The following is a 21,147-nucleotide window of genomic DNA, read 5'->3' on the forward strand; positions in this document are numbered from 1 at the left end:
GGTCGGCGGCGCGTCCCGCGAACTCGAGGAATGATGGGTGATACACGCGAATGAGGTTGGGAGCGACGATGGAAACCGCAGTCGTCTTCGTGCTGGCCTGCCTGCTCTACTGGTGGGGAATGCTGTAGGCCGGTCGGCCGCCGTCCACGCGCTCCGCCCCGGTCGACGGCCGGGGCGGAGCGGTATTCACGGTGTTCGATTCGTCTCGGGACGGGGTCACGGTGTCGGGGCGACCGCCGCCGTCTCGTCGCTCGCGGCCGTATCCCCTTCGGCGGCAACGTCTTTCACATTGCGCATCAGGAACACCGCCACCACCGAGGCCGCCAGGGCGCTCAGCGCGCCGGCCGTGAAGGTGGCCGACATGGCCGAGCTGAAGGCGTGCCGGGCCAGGCCGATCAGGCCCTCGTCGCCGGTGCCGAGCGCGGCGGCGATGGATTCGCGCACCGCCGCGGGCGTCCACTCCGGCATCTCGTCGGTGTAGGTGCCGGCGAGGATCGCGCCCAGCACCGCGACGCCCATCGAGGCGCCCGCCTGCTGGATGGTGTCGTTCAGCGCGGAACCGACACCGGCGTGCTCGGCCGGGACCGTGCTCATCAGCGCGCCGATGGCCGCGGGCATCGCCAGTCCGGCGCCGGCGCCCAGCAGGGCCGTGGCCAGCGCGACGGGCCAGAAGCCGCTGTCCGCGTCGAGCACGGCCAGCGCGCCGAAGCCCGCCGCGACCACCACCAGCCCGGCCACGGTGACCACCTTCGCGCCGAACCGGCCCACCAGCGTGGCGCCCACTCCGTTGCAGGCCAGGATCGCGACCGCCATGGGTGTGAAGGCCAGCGCCGTGCGCATCGGCGTGTAACCGAGTACGAACTGCAGGTACTGGGTCAGCACCAGGACCAGGCCGCCGTTGGCGAAGGTCACCAGCACCAGCGAGAAACTCGACCCGGTGAAGGTGCGGTTGCGGAACAGGGCCAGCGGCACCATCGGCGAGTCGGTGGTGATCTCGCGAATCACGAAGCCGGTCAAGGCAATAGCGGCGACGGCGAAGGCGGTCAGCACGCCGGTGTCGCTCCAGCCGTCCTGCGGCACCGCGATGATCGCCCACACCAGCGCGACCATGCCCACCGTCGACAGCACCATGCCCGGGAAGTCGGGCCGCCGCCACGGCCCCTTCGACTCCGGCATCAGCACCAGGGCGGCGACGATCGCCAGGCCCGCGATCGGCACGTTCATCACGAAGACCGCACCCCACCAGAAGTGGTCGAGCAGCGCGCCGCCGACCACGGGACCGCCGACCATGCCCAGCGTGGCCACCGAACTCCACGCGGCGATCGCCTTGGGGCGCTCGCGATCGTCGAAGACGGTGATGAGGATCGACAGCGTGCTCGGCATGATCAGCACGCCGCCGAGGCCCATCACCACCCGGCCGGCGATCAGCAGTTCGGGCGTGCTCGCGTAGGCCGCCAGTAGCGAGGCGCCGCCGAACAGCACCAGGCCGAGGACCATCACCAGCCGCCGGCCGAACCGGTCGGACAGGCTGCCCGAGGTGAGCAGCAGCCCGGCGAACACCAGCAGGTAGGCGTCGATGATCCACTGGATCTGCTGGGCGCCGGCGTGCAGGTCGGTCGCGATGTCCGGGATCGCCACGGTCAGCACCATGTTGTCGATCACCAGCACCAGCGAGCTCAGGCACAGCACCACCAGGATCAGCCAGCGGCGCGGGTTGCGGGCGACCGCGTCCCCGGCGGTCGTTTCGAGCGTTTCCATCGTGAACCCTTTCGAGCAGATTCCGCACGGCGTGCGTAATGACGAACACTGTACGTCTCACCGCACAGTGTTCGCAACAGGTACGTCGTTCGCTTTTCCGAACACCGTTCGACACAGGCGCTATGCTGGACCGGGACGACGTTAGGAGCGGAGATGGCCACCGACACACGGCACGGCACGGCAGCGGAGGGGATCCCCTCGGTGTGGACTCGCCCGCAGCGGGCGCGGCGGGAGACGCCCGCGCTGAGCCGCGACCAGATCGTCGCCGAGGCGATCGCCCTGCTGGACACCGAGGGTTTCGAGGCCTTGAGCATGCGCAAGCTCGGCGCGCGGCTGGGCGCGGGCGCGACCTCGCTCTACACCCACGTGTCGAACAAGGAGGAGATCCTCGAGCTGGTGGTCGACGAGGTCTTCGGCGAGGTGCCCGCGCCCGGCGTCGGCGAACCGGCGCGCTGGCGCGAGACCCTGCTGACGTTCGGCCGCGACGTGCGCGCGGTGATGCTGCGCCACCCGTGGGTGGGCGTGGTGCTGAGCAGCGCGGGGCTGGCCTTCCTCGGGCCGCACCTGATGCACCTGACCGAGCAGGTGCTGGCCGTGCTGGAAGCGGCCGGTTTCGACGACGACACGGCCGACCGCGTCACCAACACGATCTTCACCTACATCCTCGGCGCCACCTCGACCGAAGCGGCGATGCTGGCCACCGTCGCCCGCAGCGGGCTCGACGAGCAGCAGTGGATGGAGCGGCTGCTGGTGGCGTACGAGTCGGCGGCGCAGCCGTATCCGCGCAACTACAAGCGCTACGTCGAACACCGCGGCCGCGACTCGGCCGGTTATCGAGAGAGCACGTTCGACGAGGAACTGAACCTCATCATGGACGGCGCCGAACAACGCCGCCGGGGCTGAATGGAGCCGAGCGCTGGACTCAGCGGCCGGTGGCCAGGTTCGCGCCGCCGTTGGCGTCCAGCACGACGCCGGTGATGAAACCGTTGGTCGCCACGGTGTGGATGGCCCGCGCGATGTCCTCGGGGCGGCCGACGCGGCCCACGGGAGTGGTGGCGGAGATGCCGTCGAACAGCACTCGGCGCTGATCCTCCGGAACCCGGTCCCACCACGGCGTGTCGATGACACCGGGCGATACGGCGTTGACCCGCAGCGGCGCCAGCTCCACCGCCAGCGGCGGCACCATGGCGTCGAGCGCCCCGTTGATAGCCGCGAGACCGGACGTGCCGGGGAAGGCCGCGCGCGAGGAACCGGCCGTCACCAGGGTGACGGAACCGGCCGGATCCAGGTGCGGGAGAGCGGCTTTCAGGATCCGGACCTGCGGCCAGAACTTGCCGTCGAAGCCGGCGGCCAATTCGTCGAGGCCGAGTTCGGCGAACGGGCCGCTGCCCGCCGAGCCGCTCACGGAGATCACCAGGTGGTCGATGGTCGCCGAGTGGGCGAAGAACTCGTCGACCGCGGCCTGGTCGGTGGCGTCGACCCGGGCGCCCGTGGTCTTCCCGCCGATGCGGGCCACGGCCGCGTCCAGCTTGTCCCGGTCGCGGCCCGTGACGACCACCTCGGCCCCGGCCGCGGCGAACAGTGCCGCGGTGGCCTCGCCGATGCCGGAGCTGCCGCCCATGACGACGACGTGCGGGACGGCGCTGCCGGAGCTGTGGGGAGCGGTCATTGTGCGCTTCTTTCTGCGAAGGTCTCGCGATGCTCTTGACGAGACTGACAGTCTCGACAACGAGCATAGCGCGTACCGTATTCCCACGCGGGTCGAGGCGAGAGAGGGGATCGGATGGCAGCGCGAGGGCGGGCCGAAGACGCACGCGCGGCCACCGCGCGCGGGGAGGCTGCGGGGCGGCCGCCGGAGACCCGCGCGCACACCGGCCGCCGCCGCAACGAGCAGGTGCACGCGGCGATCCTCGCGGCGGCCCTGGACCTGCTCGCCACCTCGGACGGGTCGCCGATCACCATCGACGCCATCGCCCGCGCGGCCGGGGTGGGCAAGCAGACCATCTATCGCTGGTGGCCGTCGAAGGGCGCGGTGCTGCTGGACGCACTGCTCGCCACCGCCGATCGCGTTGTCCCGCAGCCGGATACGGGGACGATGCGCGGCGACCTGCGCGCGGTCGTCACCGCCACCTTCGCCGGAGCGCAGGAGCCGTCCACCGCCGCCGCGCTGCGCACGCTGGTCCGGGAGTCGGCCCGCGACACGCACCTGGCCGACCTGCTCCGCGAATTCACCGCGGCCCGCCGAAAAGCGGTGCGCGACATCCTGGTTCGCGGCCGCGAGCGCGGCGAACTCGCCGCGGCCACCGACCCCGACCTGATCGTGGACCAGTTCTACGGCCTGTTCTGGTACCGCTTCCTGCTCGGCCACGCCCCCTTGGACCGCGCCACCGCCGAACAGCTGACGGACTCACTGCTGCGATAGGTCGGCGAACGAACAAGGCCCGCACCCGAATCGGTGCGGGCCTTGTCATCCGGGGAGACTCAGCGCTTGCCCTCGAGGCCCGCGCGCACGCCTTCCTCGATGCGCTTGCCGATCTCGGTGTCCACGTTCTTCCAGTACTCGAAGACGCGGCTCAGCACCGGTTCGCGCACGCCGCCGAGGACGTGGCCGACGACGTTGCTCACCAGGCGGTCGCGCTGGGCGTCGTCGAACACCTCGCGGACCAGGATGCCGGGCTGGGTGAAGTCGCCGTCCTCGGCGTGCTGGAGGTAACCGGCGCGCACCTGCTCCGGCTCGAAGGACCAGGCCGCCTCCTCCGGAGCGCGGGAGGCGTCCGCGTGCGGGCCGCCGAAGGAGTTGGGCGCGTAGACCGGAACCTCGGGCGCGTTGAAGTCGTACCGCATCGCGCCTTCCTTGGAGTAGCTGTCGACCTCGGCGGCGCGGGGCCGGTTCGGCGGCAGCTGCGCGTAGTTGGTGCCGATGCGGTACCGGTGCGCGTCGGCATAGGCGAACACGCGGCCCAGCAGCATCTTGTCCGGCGAGTAGCCGATGCCCGGCACGATCGCCGAGGGCTCGAACGCGGCCTGCTCGATCTCGACGAAGTAGTTGCGCGGGTTGCGGTTCAGCGTCCAGCGGCCCACCTCGATCAGCGGGTAGTCCTTCTTGGACCACACCTTGGTCAGATCGAACGGGTTGAAGCGGTAGCCCGCCGCCTCGTCGACCGGCATGACCTGCACGTACAGCGTCCAGCTCGGGTACTCGCCGCGCTCGATGGCCTCCCAGAGGTCCTGGCGGTGGTAGTCGGGGTCGGTGCCGGCCAGCCGGTCGGCCTCGGCCTGGGTCAGGAACTGCTGGCCCTGGTCGGTGCGGAAGTGGTACTTCACCCAGAACCGCTCACCGGCGGCGTTGATCCACTGGTAGGTGTGCGAGCCGTAGCCGTTCATGTGCCGGTAGGTCTTCGGGATGCCGCGGTCGCCCATCAGCCAGGTGACCTGGTGTGCGGTCTCGGGGCGCAGCGTCCAGAAGTCCCACTGCATGTTGTGGTCGCGAAGTCCGTTGCCCGGCAACCGCTTCTGCGAGCGGATGAAGTCGGGGAACTTGATCGGGTCCTTGATGAAGAAGACCGGCGTGTTGTTGCCGACGAGGTCGTAGTTGCCGTCCTCGGTGTAGAACTTCACCGCGAAACCGCGCGGGTCGCGCCAGGTGTCGGGGCTGCCCTGCTCACCGGCCACGGTGGAGAAGCGCGCCAGCGTCTCGGTGCGCGCGCCGGGCTGGAAGAGCTTGGCCTTGGTGAAGCGGCTGACGTCGTTGGTGACGACCAGCTCGCCGAACGCGCCCGCGCCCTTGGCGTGCACGATCCGCTCCGGCACCCGCTCGCGGTTGAACTGGGCGAGCTTCTCGATCAGGTAGTGGTCGTGCAGCAGGATGGGGCCCTGCGCGCCCGCGGTCAGCGACTCGTCGTCGCTGGGCACGGGGGTGCCGGTGTTGGTGGTGGTCGGCTTGGTCATGCGACGCCTCCTTGGCTGACGAGCAACCCCAGGACGGGCTGCCCGGGGTAACGGGATGGGATGGCGCGGTTATCGGGTGGGCGCGGAGCCGGTCCGGCAGGCCGGACACAGTCCCCAGTACACGACCTCGGCCTCGTCGATCACGAAACCGTGCGCGTCCGACGGGTCGAGGCAGGGTGCACCGCCCACGGCACAGTCCACGTCCACGACCGTGCCGCAACTCCTGCACACCAGGTGGTGGTGGTTGTCACCGGTGCGGGCCTCGTAGAGCGCCGCGGACCCGGCCGGCTCGATGCGCCGCAGCAGCCCCGAGTTCACGCAGGCGCGCAACACGTCGTAGACGGCCTGCGTGGACACCGAGCCGATGCGCTCGCGCACCGCGGCGGCCACTCGATCGGCGTCCGAATGCGGCTGCGCGGCCACCGCATCCAGCACCGCGACCCGCGGGGCGGTAACCCGCAGGCCGGCCGCGCGCAGTCGTTCGCGCGGATCGAAGTGTCCGGTGTGCATGACTTCAGTTTCCCGCTTTTCTGGAATAAGTCAAGAAAAGGCTTCCGCGACGCTCCGACCTGGTGGTGTTCGCCGCCAATGCACCCGGCGTCGGGTCCGGCGGGTTAGCCTGAGCCCATGGGGCGCATCCTCGGGTGGGTGACGGGTGTGGCGGTGCTCGCACTGGCGGCAAGTGGCGTAGCCGCGTCTCCGGCGCAGGCGGCGCCGGAACACGACGCGCGCTGCGCCGTGACGTCCGGGCGGGAGTTCGCGCGGGCGACGCCGGAGCAGGCCGGGCTGGACTCGGCACGACTCTCCGCCGCACTGGATTTCGCCGCTCAGCGAAACCGCTTGAACGTCAAGGTCTTCCGGCACAATTGTCTGATCGGCACCGGGCCCCGCAACGCCGAGACCGACGGGGTCGCGTGGAACGTGTGGAGCGTCACCAAGAGCGTGGTCTCGCTGGTCGCCGGAATCGCCTGGGACCGCGGCGAACTCGACCTCGCCGCGCCGATCGACCGGTACCTGCCGCCGGGGCTCGGCGACGCCGCGCATCGGTCGATCACCGTCGAGAACCTGCTGACCGAGACCTCGGGCCTGCACATCGGCTTGATCAACGAGGGCGTCACCGGCGTGGTGCCGGTCGATCCGAACAGCGCGGCGCAGGCGCTCGGGGTGCCGCTGGATCATCCGCCGGGCACCGAATTCGCTTACAGCCAGCGCAATGTCGACCTGCTCAGCTATGTGATCGAGCGGGCGGTGGGCGAGCCGCTGCAACAGTTCGCGCAGCGCGAGCTGTTCGACCCGCTGGGCATCCGACGCGAGGACTACTACTGGGCGCGCGATCGTTCCGGACACACCTACGGCTACGCCCATCTGCTGATCCCGCCCGACGACCTGGCCAAACTGGGCCTGCTGGCGAGCAACGACGGACGCTGGAACGGCACGCGGGTGGTGTCCGAGGACTACCTGCGGAAGGCGCGGCAGCCGTCGTCGGCCAATCCGTGCTACGGGTACCTGTTCTGGGTGGGCGCAGGATGCGTGGAGATGCCCGGGTTTCTGCCGCCCGACACCTACGAGATGTCCGGCCTCGCATTGCAGAACGTCTTCGTGATCCCCAGCCTGGACCTGACCGTGGTGTGGACCGGGGTGTTCGGCAACCACAGCAACCTCGGACCGGCCGGGGCACTACAGAATTCGGACGAACTGGCCCACGAGTTCTTCCGCCGGCTGTTCGCCGCGTTCGACGAGCCACCGGTGCCGGACCCCGGCCCCTACGTGGAGCCGCCGCCGCGCCTGGACCCGCGCGACTACTTCGACCCGAACATCACCCTGGCGATCTTCGGCCTCGGACCGCACGCCTACCCGGGCTGTAATGTGCTGTCCTGCTTGGACACTCCCCTGGCCGCGCCGTTCGCCGACAGTCCGCCGGGCTGCCTGATCCTCGCCTGCCTCGGGCCCGACCCCCGCACACCGGGCATCCGCACGCCCTGACCGCGCGGCTCAGCTCGCCGAGGGTGTCAGGGCGGGCACCCGCAGCTCGGCGCTGACCCGCGCGGCCGCGTGGTTCAGCCAGCTCTGGTAGTAGTCGAGGAACGCCGGACCCAGCGACCAGACGCCGCGTCGATGGCCGAGATACACGACCCGCCCCCGCGCGGGCCCGGCCGCCACCACGCCGACGAAATCGCCGTAACCCACATCGCTGATCAGCAGACACCCGCCCACCGGTGCCGCACCGGGTGCGAGAATGCCCTCCTCCCCCTCCGGAAACGTTCGCGCACAGGCGTTTCCCGCCGACCGCAGCATTCGTTCCCAGCTGATCCCGCAGTACGGCCCCGCACCCACCCCGACCTGGCGGAGAAACGCCCGGAACCCGGGGTCGAGCGTGCCGCCCATCCTCGCCTCGAGTTCCCTCAGCTTCTCCGGTCGCACCGGCCAGGTGAAGTAGGAGTGCAGCTGCCGCGCCGAGGGCGCCTCCGTGTCGAAAGCCCTCGGCACCAACGCATCTTGTTCGCGCAACCACCGCAGCCGCCCCCGCACCCACGCCAGTCGTGCCCGCAGTTCCTCGTCCATCGAACGATCATGACCATCGAACGCCCTTGAGCGCCAACGTCGTTCGATGCGACGAAGCGGAAAAACACCAGGTCGTCAGCGAAGTTACACAGCTTTCACCAACATTGAACATCCCCGAAACGGCTCAGCGCTGGCTCAGCAGCACCTCGGCGATCTGAATGGTGTTGAGGGCGGCGCCCTTTCGGAGGTTGTCGCCCGAGATGAACAGGGCCAGCCCGCGTCCCTCGGGAACGCCCTCGTCCCGGCGGATCCGGCCGACCAGGGACTCGTCGATACCGGCGGCCTGCAGCGGGGTGGGCACGTCGACCAGCTTGACGCCCGGTGCGGCGGCGAGGATCTCCTGGGCCCGCTCGACCGAGAGTGGTTGCGCGAACTCGGCATTCACCGACAGCGAGTGGCCGGTGAAGACCGGGACACGCACGCAGGTGCCGCTCACCGCCAGATCCGGCAGGCCGAGGATCTTGCGACTCTCGTTGCGCAGCTTCTGATCCTCGTCGGTCTCGCCCGAGCCGTCGTCGACCAGCGAGCCGGCCAGCGGCAGCACGTCGAACGCGATCGGCGCGACGTACTTGTTCGGCGCCGGGAATCGCACCGCGGACCCGTCGTGGGTCAGCTTCTCCATCTCCGGGGCGACCGCGCGCACCTGCCCGGCCAGTTCCTCCACACCGGCCAGCCCGCTGCCGGAGACCGCCTGGTAGCTCGAGACGATCAGGCGCCGCAGCCCGGCGGCGTCGTGCAGCGGCTTGAGCACCGGCATCGCGGCCATGGTGGTGCAGTTCGGGTTGGCGATGATGCCCTTGACCAGGTTGCGGGTCTGCTCCGGGTTCACCTCGCTGACGACCAGCGGGACCTCGGGGTCCTTGCGCCACGCCGACGAGTTGTCGATCACGGTCACGCCCGCGGCGGCGAACCGCGGCGCCTGCACCCGCGACATGGTGGCGCCGGCCGAGAACAGCGCGATGTCCAGCCCGCTCGGGTCGGCGGTCTCGGTGTCCTCGACGACGACCTCGCCGCCGCGCCACGGCAGCTTCTTGCCCGCCGACCGCGCGGAGGCGAAGAACCGCACCTCGTCGGCGGGAAAGTCGCGCTCCTCCAGCAGTTTTCGCATGACGGCGCCGACCTGTCCGGTCGCGCCGACGACGCCTACGCGCACGCCCATGCGATCAGCGCCCCGTGCCCGCGTGCACGACCGCGACCTCGTCGCCGCCCAGATCGAAGGCCTTGTGCAGCACCTGCACCGCCCGATCCAGCTCGGTGTCCTTGACCAGCACCGAGATTCGGATCTCCGAGGTGGAGATCAGGTCGATGTTGACCCCGTTCTCCGCCAGCGCCTCGCAGAAGGTGGCGGTGACGCCCGGGTGGCTCTTCATGCCCGCACCGACCAGCGACACCTTGCCGATGTGGTCGTCGAACAAAACCTGGGAGAACCCGATCTCGTTCTGCCGCTTGGTCAGGAACTCGACCGCCCGCGGGCCGTCGGTCTTCGGCAGCGTGAAGGTGATGTCGGTCTTGCCGGTCTCCACCTTGGAGATGTTCTGCAGCACCATGTCGATGTTGATCTCGGCGTCGGCGATGGCGCGGAAGACCTTGGCGGCGTAGCCGGGCTCGTCGGGCAGGCCCACCACGGTCACCTTGGCCTCGCTGCGGTCGTGTGCGACGCCGGTGAGAATTGCTTTCTCCAAGGGGATGTCCTCCATCCATCCGTAAACGTAGGTGCCCTTCTTGTCCGTGTACGAGGAACGCACATGCACGGGCACGTTGAAACTGCGCGCGTACTCGACACAGCGCAGCATGAGCACCTTGGAGCCACAGGCCGCCATCTCCAGCATCTCCTCGAAGGAGACCTGGTCCAGCTTCTGCGCATCCGGCACGATCCGCGGGTCGGCGGTGAAGATGCCGTCCACGTCGGTGTAGATCTCGCAGACGTCGGCCTCCAGGGCCGCCGCCAGCGCGACCGCGGTGGTGTCGGACCCGCCGCGGCCGAGGGTGGTGATGTTCTTGCTGTCCTGCGACACGCCCTGGAAGCCCGCGACCAGGACGATCACGCCCTCGTCGAGCGCCTCGCGCACCCGCGACGGCGTGACGTCGATGATCCGCGCGTTGCCGTGCGCGCCGGTGGTGATGACACCGGCCTGCGAACCGGTGAACGAGCGCGCCTCCGCGCCCAGCGAGTGGATGGCCATCGCCACCAGAGCGTTCGAGATCCGTTCACCCGAGGTCAGCAACATGTCCAGCTCACGAGCCGGCGGGGCGGGCGACACCTGCTGGGCGAGATCCAGCAATTCATCGGTGGTGTCGCCCATCGCGGAGCAGACGACCACCACGTCGTGGCCCTGCTTCTTCGTCTCCACGATCCGCTCAGCGACGCGCCGGATGCGCTCGGCTGATTCGAGCGAGGATCCTCCGTACTTCTGAACGACGAGAGCCACGAGGGGGTCCTCCAAGATCGACTAGCTGCGATTACCAGGAACCAAGAGTACCGATCCGTGACCAACGATTATCGATGCACCTCCAACGGGGGCAGTGTGGAAGGGGCCATCCGGGCATCGAACTTGGTGGTCAGCGGTGCCAGCAGCCAGTGATATCTGGTGTTGTGGAAAGCCGAAATTTCCCATTCTCCGTCCCGCCGGACCAACACGTAGATCTGCACCTTGGTGTTGCGTGCGGTGCGGCGCTGCTTGCCCTTCACCAACGCGCCCTTGCCGTGCACCAGCGCCACGTCCGGCGCGAGGAAACGGATCTGGGTGATCTCCCCGTCCAGGCGCGAGCCCTTCTGGAACCGCTCGAACAGCGGCATGTGGCAGGCCTCGATATCGGCCCGGCCCTTGTGATGGGTGCCGAGGAAGGTCACGTAGTCGGCATCGGGGGCGAACACGGCGGCGTAGGCCGCGGCGTCACCGGCGGCCCAGGCGGCGCTCGCGCGGTCGAGCACGGCACGGACGGCCAGTTCGTCGGCGTGACGGTCGGTCATCGGGAACTCCTTCGATCATCTGCTTTGTTCATCAACTGAATGAAGAAATAGTTGATTGAGTAAGATAGTGACCGAGCGGGCAGATAGTGTCAAGAGTCGGACGACGGAGAGGAGCGAGGCCGCGATGACGAGCACGCACGACCGGTCCGGGCGGGCGACCCCGCCGGACCGGACGGAGCTGGGAGAACGGCTCACCCTGGCCGCGCAGCGCAATGCCACGGACGCGGTGATGATGCACCAGGCCGTGGCCGACCGGCTCGGCCTGCACGTGACCGACCTGCGCTGCCTGAATCTGCTGCGCCTGGGCGGGCCCGCCACGCCCGGCGAACTGGCGGTCCGGACCGGGCTCACCACCGGCGCGGTCACCCGGATGATCGATCGGTTGCTGCGCGGCGGCTACGTCACCCGCGAGCACGACGCCCGGGACCGGCGCCGGGTCATCGTGACCGCCGACGACGACCGGATCGCCGAGATCGCCCCGCACTACGAGCTGCTGGCCCGCGAATTCGGCGAGATCATGCACGACTACTCGACCGAGCAGCTGGAACTGCTGCTGGATCTGTTCGACCGCCTGCACACCACGTCGCTGCGGGTCACCACGATGTTGCGGAGCAACGACGCCGGCTGAGGCCGCCGTCGGGCACGATGGAGGCATGAAGAGCACCGAGATCGAGGTGACCACGGGCCGTTCCGAAGTCGTCCACGACCTCACGCCGCAGTGCACGGCCTTCCTGCGCGAGGCCGCCGCGGGCGGCGACGGCCTGCTGCACGTCTTCGTCCCGCACGCCACCGCGGGCATCGCGCTGATCGAACTCGGCGCGGGCAGCGACGACGACCTGCTGGCCGCGCTGGGTGACCTGCTGCCCGCCGACGACCGCTGGCGGCACGCGCACGGCACGCGCGGGCACGGCCGGTCGCACGTCATGCCCGCGCTGATCGCGCCCTACGCCACCGTGCCCGTGCTGCGCGGCGAGCTGGCGCTGGGCACCTGGCAGTCGGTGGCGTTCGTCGACCTCAACGTCGACAACCCGAACCGCCGGGTGCGCCTCTCCTTCCTTGCCGACCCCAGTTGACCTGGGGCATCGGGCGTACGGGGCGCGTGGCGAAGCGCCGCTGAACGGCGTTGTCGCGGATCGGCTTTCGCATGGGGAACTGCCTTTCTGAAGGGTCGGCTGTCGGGGCTAGGCGCGGGTGAACCAGGTGATCTGCGCGCCGTTGCCGAACTCCCGGCGCTGCGTGGGCCGGAACAGCGCGGGGCGGAAGTCGCCGGCGAGCGCCGAGATGCCGGCGCCCGCGAGCACCGGGTAGCTCTTGATGATCAGCTCGTCGATCTCGTCTACGAGCACCCCGGCGAGCCGGCCGCCGCCGCAGAGCCAGATGTCCTGGCCCGCTTCGCCTTTGAGCCGACGCACCAGCTCGACCGGATCACCGGCGACCACCTCGACGTTCGGATCGTCGACGGGATCCAGCGTCGAGGACACCACGTACTGCTTCAAGTGCGCGTACGGGCTGGCCACCCCGATCGACATCGCCGGCTCGTAGGTGCCGCGGCCCATGATCACCGTGTCCCACTCCTTGTTCGGTTCGTCCACCGCCATCCCGAAGTGCGGGCGCAGGTGAGTGGGGACGACCTCCGGATAACGCTCGCTGGTCCAGGCCGTCATGTCCTCGGCCAGCGGATAGAAGTCGATCTCCCCGGCGGGACCGGCGATGTAGCCGTCCAGGGACACACCGACGTAGTAGACGAGCTTTCGCATCTCAGTACCGCCTTGCTTGTTGTACTCTGTCTGTAGTGATTTGAACTGTAGTACTACGGACGGAGTGGTGTCAACATGAGGACCAATCCCGAACGCCGGCAGACTCTGCTGGACGCGGCGATCGAGGTGCTGGCGCGCGACGGTGCGCGGGGGCTGACCTTCCGCGCCGTCGACAAGGAGGCCGCGGTGCCGGCGGGCACGGCGTCGAACTATTTCGCCAACCGGGACGACCTGCTCACCCAGGTCTGCGCCCGGTACTACGAGCGCTTGCAGCCCAGTGAGGCGACCATGGCGATGCTCACCGACGCGCCCAAGTCTCGGGCCACCATCACCGCACTGATGACCGAGGTGGTCGAGCGCGTCGCCGGTTTCCGCACCGGTTATCTGGCCCAGCTGGAACTGCGGCTGGAGGCGACCCGGCGGCCCGAACTGCGGGAGATCCTCACCGCGCGAGTGCGCGCCGACCTCGAACTCAATGTGCGCAACCATCTCGAGGGCGCCATGCCCGGCGACGCGACCACGGTGTATCTGCTGTATCTGAGCCTGAACTGGCTCATCCTCGAAAGCCTCACGCTGCCCGACATTTTCGGCCCCGAACAGCGGCGTGAACTGGTGCGGGCGGCCGTCGAGCGGGCGATTCCGGCCGACGCGGAATGAGCGCGCCGATTTGGCACTCGACCATCTTGTGATGCTTATCACTGCGGGACGATAATGCCGTCATGCAAGCGCATGTCGGTGATCAACTTCTGCTGCACAGCCGCGTCGTGGGCATGCCGGAACGCACCGGCGAAATCGTCGAGGTGCGCGGGGCCGACGGCAGCCCGCCGTTCGTGGTCCGGTTCGACGACGGGCACGAAAGCCTGATGTTCCCGGGTCCGGAGTGCGAGATCCGGCCGCACTCGTGACCGGTTTCCGCCACTGGCGCTAGTACGCCATTCCGGTCCGGGCCCGCCGCGGCCCCGCGACTTCTACAACCCGAAACACCGTGTCCCGGGCGGGCTGCCGCGCAGACCACCCGGTTGACGCGCGCTGTGGCCCCGGAGACAATCGGGCTCGAAGCATTGCGGGGGGTGGAGGGCACAACATGCGCACGAAGACCGACCACCGATTCGTCATCGACATCGATCCCGAACAAGTCATGGAAGCGCTGCTCGCGATCGATCGGATTCCGGAATGGTCACCGTCGCACAAGGATGTGCGCGTGGCGAGCTACGACGACTACGGACGTCCCAAGAAGGTATACGCCACGGTGACGCCGCTCGGCAATTCCGATCGGCAGGTTCTCGAATACGACTGCACCGATGACCGCGTCGCCTGGGAGGTCGTCGAGAGCGGGGCGGGCGGCGGCGGGCGCGGCTGGTTCGAACTCGACGTGACCGGGGAGGGCACCGAGGTCTGGTACCACTGTGAGCTGTCGCTGCCGATTCCCGTGCCGGGAATCCTGATGAAGCGCAGCATCGCTCGCGTCAACGAGGAAGCGGTGCAGAACCTCATCGAGTTCATCGAGAAATTCCGCTTCGAGAACTACGACGTCGGCTGAGCAGCACGCCGGGTACACCCGCGGCCTGGCACGATGTCGGCATGACCGGTGTGAAACGGCGGATTCAGGTCGTCTCCGAGAACGCCTCGGTGACGCAGCTGGAGCTGTTCTTCGATCTTGTCCTGGTATTCGCGTTCACCCAGGTGACCGATCTGGCGGCCCACGAGACGACGGCCGTGAACATGCTGCGGGCCGTGCTGGTGCTCGCGGTGATGTGGTGGGTGTGGATCGCCTACGCCTGGCTGGGCAATGTGGTGAAGGCCGACGAGGGCATCGCACGGGTCGCGATGTTCGCGGCGATGGGCGCCGCGCTGATCGTCGCGGAGGTGATTCCCGAGGCGTTCCACGACATGCCCGGCGGCTGGTACGGGCCGCTGGTGTTCGCGATCGGCTACCTGGTCATCCGGCTTGTGCACCTGGTGATGTTCTGGCTGGTCAGCGGCGAGGACGCGCAGCTGCGCGGGCAGGTCACCCGGTGGGCGGCCGGCTCGATCACGATCGGCACGACGCTGCTGATCGTCGCGGCGATGAATCACGGGACCGCGCAGATCTGGCTGTGGGTCGCCGCCATCGCCGGCGACATGCTGTGGACCTTCTTCGCCGGTAACCAGTGGCGGCTGAACTCGGCGAGCCACTTCGCCGAGCGGCACGGGCTGATCGTCATCGTGGCCCTCGGCGAGTCGATCGTCTCCATCGGCGTCGGCATGTCGGGGCTGCCGATCTCGTGGCCGATCGCCGTGGGATCGCTGCTGGCGCTGACGGTTTCGGGGCTGCTGTGGTGGGCCTACTTCGACGTGGCGGCGACCGTGGTGGAGCACGCGATGACCCACGCCCGCGGCGAGCGGCGCATCCGGATCGCGCGAAACTGCTACACCTACTGGCACTTTCCGATGATCGCGGGCATCATCGCGCTGTCGCTCGGGCTGAAGAAGGTGCTCAACTACCTCGGCGGCGCGCAGGGCCACACCCTGCACGACGCGCTGCACGGCATTCCGATGGTCGCGCTCTACGGCGGGGTGATGCTGTATCTGATCGCGCTGGTCGGGTTCAAGCAGTACGCCACCGGGCAGGTGTCCTGGGCGCGAGTGGTGACGGCGGTGGTGCTGGCGGCGCTGATCCCGGTCGCGACGCTGCTGCCGGCGATGGCCGCGCTGGGCCTGCTGTGCGGGGTGCTGGTGGTGCTGACCGGGTGGGAGCTGGTGCGTTTCGCGCAGCCGCGCGAGGAGATCCGGCACGGCGAGACCGCGCACTGAGCTACGGGTACACCGGCGGGCGAAACTGCTTGTGGTCCACCGTCTCCGGGACCTCGACGCCCGCGCGGACCGCCTCGCGCATCTGATTCACGTTCTCCCGCAGCACATCTCCGATCAGCTCGTCGGTGCGCGGGTCGGCGAGCGCCTGGAACACGATGCGGAAGCTGATGTCGGCGATGGTCCGGATGATCTCCTCGTGGAACGGCAGGTAGCGGACCCGGCCGATCTGCGGGTCGGTGCGGATCAGCTCGACGATCATGGCGTCGAGTTCGCCGCGGTTCTCCTCCAGCGCGGCGGCGATGTTGCGGGTGTAGTGCCCGGCCCGCAGCACCGTCGCGACCTCCTCGAGTACCGCCATCGTCACCGGGCGCTTGATCGTCTCGACGATGGTGCCGACGAAGCGATTCACCACCGCGGCGGTCACCCGGTCGCCGAAGACCCGGTCGGCGACGCGCGCGAGCCGGACCAGGATCACCACCACGCGCAGCAGCCGGAAACCGCGGAAGAACGGGCTGGTCACCGGGATCATGCCCAGCACCTCGTACCAGTACACGAACGGGAACGTCCAGGACCAGTCGGCGCGGCGCCAGCGCCAGGCGAACTCGACGGCGAAGATCGCGCAAATCGAATAGTCCACGATCACGAACGCGTGGTAGGCGCCCGGCGAGATCGGGAAGAAGGTCACCCAGGCGACCAGCACCACCGAGACCACCGCGAGCGCGAGCATCAGGAAATCCGTCCACAGCGCCGGCGGCTTGCGCGGGTAGTCCGGCGGCGACCCGGGGCGGTACTGCGACACAGCGATCCCTTCCACATCGAACGGTCCCGCCGAGCGTAATCGGTTCCCGCTACCGGCGGGCAGATCTCGCGGCGCGCCCGGGCCGCGCCGCCGTCGACGCGGGCCGGCTCACTTGCCGGCGCGGACGATCGCCTCCAGGTTCCGTTCGGCCAGCGCCGTGATGGTCAGCGACGGGTTCACCGTGCCGGTGCTGCCGGGGATCGCGGCGCCGTCCACCACGTAGAGCCCCGGGTGGCCGTGCACGCGGCCGTTGCCGTCGGTGGCGCGGCCGAGTACCGCGCCGCCCAGCGGGTGCGCGGTGAAGACGGCGTTGGCGTCGTAGCCGAGCGGGGTGACGTAGTCGAAGACGGCACCGGACCGCTCGGCGATGCGGTGGTCCACCGCGCGGCACGCCTCCACCACCTGCTCCTGCGCCTGCCGCGGCCAGGCCAGGGTGGCGGCGTTGCGGCCGGGGTCGAAGCCGATGCGCGCGCGGGTCGGATCGAGGACCATGCCGAGCGAGGCCAGCGCGCCGGTCTCCAGCGGAACGCCCGGGATGAACCAATTCTCCAGGGTCAGCGGCATTCCCGAGGAATCGAAGATGCGGCTGGCGCTGGGCACGCCCTGCCCGGTGCCGGCCAGGGTGTTGTCGACGCGGGCGAGCACCACGTCGCCGTTGGTGCCCCAGCCGTCGCCGATGTGCTCGTTGAGGTGCGGCAGCGCGCCGGTGGCCTGGGCGCGCACCAGCAGTTCGGTGGTGCCGATCGAGCCCGCGCCGAGGAAGAGCCGATCGCAGGTGAGGGTGCGGGTGCCCAGCACCGCGCCGGTCGGGGCCAGCTTGGTGACGGTGACGACGTAGCGGCCGCCGGGCTCCTGGGCGATGGTGTCGACGCGGTGGCCCGGGAAGACCGCCGACCTGCCGGTCTCCTGAGCGTATTTCAGGTAGTTCTGGTTGAGGTCGAACTTCGCGCCGTTGGAGTTGCCCAGGTTGCTGCGCGCGGCGGTCGCGGAAGGTCTTGTCGCACCGGCCAATTCGCCGCGCAGGATGTCCCAGGTGAAGATGGAGTCGTTGGCCTGCGGCTGGTAGCCGGCCAGCCGGGCCTGCTCGTCCCAGCGCCGGGAGTGGCTGAACGGGGACGCGGCGTACAGGTCCGGGGGCAGCGGGTCGAGCCGCAGCTGCTGCCGCACCCGCGGGTAGTACACCCGCTCCATCTCCTCGAAAGCGACTGTGCCGCCGAAGACCTCGTCGAACCAGCGCTTCTCGGGGGCGACCATCGCGCCGGTGAAGACCACCGAGCCGCCGCCCACGGCCGCCGCGCGCCACACGTCGATGCCGGAGAACTCGGTGACGTCCAGGACGCCGCCGAACGGCGAGCACCGCATCGGCACCTTGGTGACGCCGGTGAAGCTGCTGCGGTGCCAGAAACCGCGCCCGTCGGGCAGGTCGTCGCCGGTGAAGATCTCCCGCCACGGATCGTTGGGCCAGCGAGATCCGCGCTCCAGCACGGTATTCGCCACCCCGGCCTCGGCCAGGCGCAGTGCGGCGACCGCGGCCCCGAATCCGGAGCCGACGATGATCGCCGGGGAGTGCTCGGGCGGATCGGGCAGCGGCGCGAAGATCTCCGGCACCCAGCCGCGGAACAGCTCGTCCCAGACCGGGTCGGCCGCCGCCGGACCGGCCCCGTGCGCAGCCCCCGCCGCACCCAGCAACGCCGCCGTACCGGCGGCCTTCAGAAAGGCACGTCTGCGCACCCGAACTCCTTCATCATGCATGGCCGCGCGCGAGATTACCGGCAGACCTCAACGCGCTCAACAGAATCGGGAGTACGACTATCGAGGAAAAATAGCGTTTCGCTATAAAACCTGCTCAGCCCGGCGGGTGCGCCGGGCGGCCGCACCGGCATCACAATCCCCGCGCGGCCGACGCGACTCAGGCGCGCAGGCGCTCGCGACGGAGTTGCTCCACCTCGGGCAGCTCGAGCGGGGCCAGTTCGTCGACGCCGAGGGCGCGGCGGAGCAGGTAGTCGGCGAGTTCGGGGTTGCGGGCCAGGGCGGGGCCGTGCATGTAGGTGCCCATGACCGAGCCCTGGACCACGCCCTCGAGACCGTCGCCGACGCCGTTGCCGACGCCGCGCGTGACGCGGGCCAGACCGGATGCGTCGCTGCCGAGTTTCGTTCCGCCCCGGTGGTTCTCGAAGCCGGTGAGCGGCTGGGTCAGACCCGGGAGCAGCGGCGTGGTGGCCACCTCGCCGATGGCGCGCACGGCCTGCGGCGAGGTGGTGACGTCGAACAGGCCCACGCCGTCGACCCGTTCGCCGCTCGACGTCTCGTACCAGTGGCCGAGCACCTGGATCGCCGCGCAGATCGCCAGCACCGGAACGCCTTTCGCGGCGGCCTGCTGCAGGCCCGGGTAGCGCTGCAGGTGCCGGGTCGCCAGGCGCTGCGCCGAATCCTCCGCGCCACCCAGCAGATAGACATCCAGCGAGTCGGGAACCGGGTCGTTCAAGGTGATTTCGACGATCTCGGCGTCGTAGCCGCGCATCCGCAACCGCTGCCGCAGCACCACCGCGTTGCCGCCGTCGCCGTAGGTGCCCATCACGTCGGGCAGCACCAGCCCGATGCGCACGGTCGATTCGCTCATGCCCGGCCCTCCAGATCGCGGTTCAGGTCGCGGAACGCGGTGTAGTTGGCCAGCACCTCCACCTGGCCCGGCGGGCAGGAAGCGATGGCGCGCAAGGGATTCGGCACCGTGGTGTGTTCGACGCCGGCATAGGTCAGGCGCACCGCGAGGTCGGTGGCGCGCTCACCCGCGGCGACCACCTGGGTGCCCTCGAAGTGCTCGAAGCGCACGTCCCACAGCCACGACAGATCCTCGCCGTCGGGCACCTGGCCGTTGACCGCGATCACCAGACCCGTTGCGGCCGGGTCGATCATGGACAGCGCCTCCTGCCAGCCCGCCGGGTTCTTGGCCAGCAGCAGCCGCACGCTGTGCTCGCCGACCTGCACGCTGCGGTAACGCCCGGCAACCTCGCGGACGGTGCCGGTCGCCTCGGCGGCGGCCTCGGGGCGCACGCCCAGGGCGACCGCCGCCGCGACCGCCTGCGCCGCGTTGCCGCGGTTGGCGCGGCCCGGAAGGGCAAGGTGCAGCGGCAGTTTCACGCCGTCGGGGCCGTAGAGGTGTTCCTCGTCCACCCACCAGTCCGGCTCCGGGCGGTGGAAGTCGGCGCCGGTGCTGCGCCAGTGCGTGCCCTCCCACACGATCGGCTCGCCGCTGCGCGGGCAGCTGGTGGCGTCCACCGACCAGCCGCTGCCGGCGGCCACCCAGACGACGTTCGGGTGGTCGTAGGCGATCGAGGTGATCAGCACGTCGTCGCAGTTGGCGATCAGCACCGCGTCCGGGTGCCGGGCCATGCCCGCGCGCAGCTTGCGCTCGATCATGTTGATCTCGCCGACCCGGTCCAGCTGGTCGCGCGACAGGTTCAGCAGCACCACGGCGGCCGGGTTCAGGGCGTCGGCGACGTGCGGCAGATGCAGCTCGTCGACCTCGATGGCGGCCAGCGGCGCGGTCCGGTCGGTGCTCAGCGCGGACACGATGCCCGCGTCCATGTTGGCGCCGTCGGCCTGGGTCACGACCCGGCCCAGCGCGCCCAGGGCGGCCGCTGTCATCCGGGTGGTGGTCGATTTGCCGTTGGTTCCGGTCACCAGCACCGTGCGCCGGTCGCGACCCAGCCGGGTCATCAGCTTCGGGTCGATCAGCAGCGCGATCAGGCCGCCGATCATCGAACCCTTACCGCGCCCGGCCTTCTGCGAGGCCCACGAGGCGGCTGCCGCCGCGCGCAGCGCGAGCCGTCCACGCACCGAGATGTTTGCCACGCCGCGAGTTTATTGGTGGCGCGGGCGACGTGCGCGGGCGGAGTGGAGTGCGGTGCGCCGCTCGCCTAGGTACCGGTGTTGTACAGCAACTTCTCGTAGTTCTCCGGGGAGTAGCGCTGTTCGAGTTCCTCGACGGTCTCGGTGAGGTTGGTCTGCACCTCCTTGGCCAGGCGGGCCGCGCCGGGCAGGTCGTCCTGCGGCCAGCCCTCCGGCTTCCACAGGCTGCTGCGCAGGAAGGCCTTGGCGCAGTGGAAGAAGATCTGCTCGATGGCCACCTCCACCGCCAGCACCGGGCGGTGGCCCTTGACGATCATGTCGTCGAAGTAGGGCGCGTCGCGCACCAGCCGCGCGCGGCCGTTGATCCGCAGCGTCTCGTTGCGGCCGGGGATGAGGAAGATCACGCCCACGTGCGGGTTGGCGAGGATGTTGAGGTAGCCGTCGGCGCGCCGGTTGCCGGGGCGCTCCGGGATGGCCAGGGTCCGGTCGTCGAGGACCCGCACGAAGCCCGCCGGGTCGCCCTTCGGGGAGGCGTCGCAGTTGCCCTCGGCGTCGCTGGTCGCCAGGACCAGGAACGGCGAGGTGGCGATCCACTGCCGGTCGCGGGGATGCAGTGCGGGCCGGTCCTTGCCGGCGGCGCGGGGATGCGGTTCACCGAGCAGCTCACGCAGCTCGGCGGCGGTCGTGATCTCGCTCATCCTCCGATTGAA

The 21,147-nt window shown here is 69.6% G+C and carries 23 protein-coding genes; 9 read left to right on the plus strand and 14 right to left on the minus strand.

The annotated features are described in order from the left end of the window. Positions 1-216: 216 nt before the first annotated feature. Positions 217-1,758 carry an MFS transporter gene (locus IU476_RS17640; protein WP_195101454.1) on the minus strand — a complete coding sequence of 514 codons (1,542 nt, stop codon included), beginning with the start codon at positions 1,756-1,758 and terminating at the stop codon, positions 217-219. A gap of 153 nt (positions 1,759-1,911) precedes the next feature. Here IU476_RS17640 and IU476_RS17645 point away from each other — a divergent pair, with 153 nt between their 5' ends. After that, positions 1,912-2,661: a TetR/AcrR family transcriptional regulator gene (locus IU476_RS17645; RefSeq protein ID WP_195101455.1), complete on the plus strand. Its 750-nt coding sequence runs from the start codon at positions 1,912-1,914 to the stop codon at positions 2,659-2,661. 19 nt (positions 2,662-2,680) lie between these two features. On the opposite strand, the gene IU476_RS17650 is transcribed toward IU476_RS17645, so the two are convergent. Continuing rightward, a complete protein-coding gene (locus IU476_RS17650; RefSeq protein ID WP_228823814.1) occupies positions 2,681-3,427 on the minus strand; it encodes an SDR family oxidoreductase in 747 nt (248 codons plus the stop codon). Between the two features lie 114 nt (positions 3,428-3,541). Between IU476_RS17650 and IU476_RS17655 the strand changes: the two genes are divergently transcribed. Further along, positions 3,542-4,180 carry a TetR/AcrR family transcriptional regulator gene (locus IU476_RS17655; RefSeq protein ID WP_195101456.1) on the plus strand — a complete coding sequence of 213 codons (639 nt, stop codon included), beginning with the start codon at positions 3,542-3,544 and terminating at the stop codon, positions 4,178-4,180. 59 nt (positions 4,181-4,239) lie between these two features. On the opposite strand, the gene IU476_RS17660 is transcribed toward IU476_RS17655, so the two are convergent. Both IU476_RS17660 and IU476_RS17665 read right to left on the minus strand, forming a co-directional pair. Next, positions 4,240-5,706: a catalase gene (locus IU476_RS17660; RefSeq protein WP_195101457.1), complete on the minus strand. Its 1,467-nt coding sequence runs from the start codon at positions 5,704-5,706 to the stop codon at positions 4,240-4,242. 69 nt (positions 5,707-5,775) lie between these two features. Next, positions 5,776-6,216, minus strand: coding sequence for a Fur family transcriptional regulator (locus IU476_RS17665; protein ID WP_195101458.1), 441 nt, complete (start codon positions 6,214-6,216; stop codon positions 5,776-5,778). 117 nt (positions 6,217-6,333) lie between these two features. Between IU476_RS17665 and IU476_RS17670 the strand changes: the two genes are divergently transcribed. Next, positions 6,334-7,689, plus strand: a complete 1,356-nt coding sequence (locus tag IU476_RS17670; RefSeq protein WP_195101459.1) for a serine hydrolase domain-containing protein — start codon at positions 6,334-6,336, stop codon at positions 7,687-7,689. Between the two features lie 9 nt (positions 7,690-7,698). Here the strand turns inward: IU476_RS17670 and IU476_RS17675 are convergent, their stop codons facing one another. The 4 genes from IU476_RS17675 to IU476_RS17690 all read right to left on the minus strand — a co-directional run bounded on the left by IU476_RS17675 (position 7,699) and on the right by IU476_RS17690 (position 11,239). Then, positions 7,699-8,268 (minus strand): SMI1/KNR4 family protein, encoded by a 570-nt coding sequence (locus IU476_RS17675; protein WP_195101460.1) that lies wholly within the window; start codon positions 8,266-8,268, stop codon positions 7,699-7,701. Between the two features lie 124 nt (positions 8,269-8,392). Then, positions 8,393-9,427, minus strand: a complete 1,035-nt coding sequence (locus IU476_RS17680) for an aspartate-semialdehyde dehydrogenase (protein ID WP_195101461.1) — start codon at positions 9,425-9,427, stop codon at positions 8,393-8,395. A 4-nt stretch (positions 9,428-9,431) separates the two neighbouring features. Next, positions 9,432-10,697 carry an aspartate kinase gene (locus tag IU476_RS17685; protein WP_195101462.1) on the minus strand — a complete coding sequence of 422 codons (1,266 nt, stop codon included), beginning with the start codon at positions 10,695-10,697 and terminating at the stop codon, positions 9,432-9,434. Positions 10,698-10,765: 68 nt separating this feature from the next. After that, entirely contained in the window at positions 10,766-11,239 is a 474-nt protein-coding gene (locus IU476_RS17690; RefSeq protein ID WP_195101463.1) for an SgcJ/EcaC family oxidoreductase, read from the minus strand. 124 nt (positions 11,240-11,363) lie between these two features. Between IU476_RS17690 and IU476_RS17695 the strand changes: the two genes are divergently transcribed. Beyond that, positions 11,364-11,867 (plus strand): MarR family winged helix-turn-helix transcriptional regulator, encoded by a 504-nt coding sequence (locus IU476_RS17695; RefSeq protein WP_228823815.1) that lies wholly within the window; start codon positions 11,364-11,366, stop codon positions 11,865-11,867. A 25-nt stretch (positions 11,868-11,892) separates the two neighbouring features. After that, the gene (locus IU476_RS17700; protein WP_195101464.1) at positions 11,893-12,312 is read left to right on the plus strand and encodes a secondary thiamine-phosphate synthase enzyme YjbQ; all 420 of its coding nucleotides are present in this window, start codon (positions 11,893-11,895) and stop codon (positions 12,310-12,312) included. Positions 12,313-12,420: 108 nt separating this feature from the next. Here the strand turns inward: IU476_RS17700 and IU476_RS17705 are convergent, their stop codons facing one another. Then, positions 12,421-12,996: a dihydrofolate reductase family protein gene (locus IU476_RS17705; RefSeq protein WP_195101465.1), complete on the minus strand. Its 576-nt coding sequence runs from the start codon at positions 12,994-12,996 to the stop codon at positions 12,421-12,423. Between the two features lie 75 nt (positions 12,997-13,071). Between IU476_RS17705 and IU476_RS17710 the strand changes: the two genes are divergently transcribed. The 4 genes from IU476_RS17710 to IU476_RS17725 all read left to right on the plus strand — a co-directional run bounded on the left by IU476_RS17710 (position 13,072) and on the right by IU476_RS17725 (position 15,789). Next, positions 13,072-13,653: a TetR/AcrR family transcriptional regulator gene (locus IU476_RS17710; RefSeq protein WP_195101466.1), complete on the plus strand. Its 582-nt coding sequence runs from the start codon at positions 13,072-13,074 to the stop codon at positions 13,651-13,653. Between the two features lie 62 nt (positions 13,654-13,715). Further along, positions 13,716-13,901: a DUF1918 domain-containing protein gene (locus IU476_RS17715; RefSeq protein ID WP_195101467.1), complete on the plus strand. Its 186-nt coding sequence runs from the start codon at positions 13,716-13,718 to the stop codon at positions 13,899-13,901. 179 nt (positions 13,902-14,080) lie between these two features. Next, positions 14,081-14,536 (plus strand): SRPBCC family protein, encoded by a 456-nt coding sequence (locus tag IU476_RS17720; RefSeq protein WP_195101468.1) that lies wholly within the window; start codon positions 14,081-14,083, stop codon positions 14,534-14,536. Between the two features lie 41 nt (positions 14,537-14,577). Next, entirely contained in the window at positions 14,578-15,789 is a 1,212-nt protein-coding gene (locus IU476_RS17725) for a low temperature requirement protein A (RefSeq protein WP_195101469.1), read from the plus strand. 1 nt (position 15,790) lies between these two features. On the opposite strand, the gene IU476_RS17730 is transcribed toward IU476_RS17725, so the two are convergent. From IU476_RS17730 to IU476_RS17750, 5 genes are all read right to left on the minus strand, one after another. After that, on the minus strand, positions 15,791-16,588 hold the full coding sequence (locus IU476_RS17730; RefSeq protein ID WP_324194108.1) for an ion transporter: 798 nt from the start codon (positions 16,586-16,588) through the stop codon (positions 15,791-15,793). A 108-nt stretch (positions 16,589-16,696) separates the two neighbouring features. Then, the gene (locus IU476_RS17735) at positions 16,697-18,319 is read right to left on the minus strand and encodes a GMC oxidoreductase (RefSeq protein ID WP_195101472.1); all 1,623 of its coding nucleotides are present in this window, start codon (positions 18,317-18,319) and stop codon (positions 16,697-16,699) included. A gap of 178 nt (positions 18,320-18,497) precedes the next feature. Continuing rightward, positions 18,498-19,208, minus strand: coding sequence for a type 1 glutamine amidotransferase (locus IU476_RS17740; protein WP_195101474.1), 711 nt, complete (start codon positions 19,206-19,208; stop codon positions 18,498-18,500). Then, positions 19,205-20,440: a Mur ligase family protein gene (locus tag IU476_RS17745; RefSeq protein ID WP_195101476.1), complete on the minus strand. Its 1,236-nt coding sequence runs from the start codon at positions 20,438-20,440 to the stop codon at positions 19,205-19,207. The genes IU476_RS17740 and IU476_RS17745 overlap by 4 nt, the downstream gene beginning before the upstream one ends. A 65-nt stretch (positions 20,441-20,505) precedes the next feature. Further along, positions 20,506-21,135: a pyridoxamine 5'-phosphate oxidase family protein gene (locus IU476_RS17750; protein ID WP_195101478.1), complete on the minus strand. Its 630-nt coding sequence runs from the start codon at positions 21,133-21,135 to the stop codon at positions 20,506-20,508. Between the last annotated feature and the right edge of the window lie 12 nt (positions 21,136-21,147).

This window comes from Nocardia blacklockiae (assembly GCF_015477355.1).
Classification (GTDB): domain Bacteria; phylum Actinomycetota; class Actinomycetes; order Mycobacteriales; family Mycobacteriaceae; genus Nocardia; species Nocardia blacklockiae.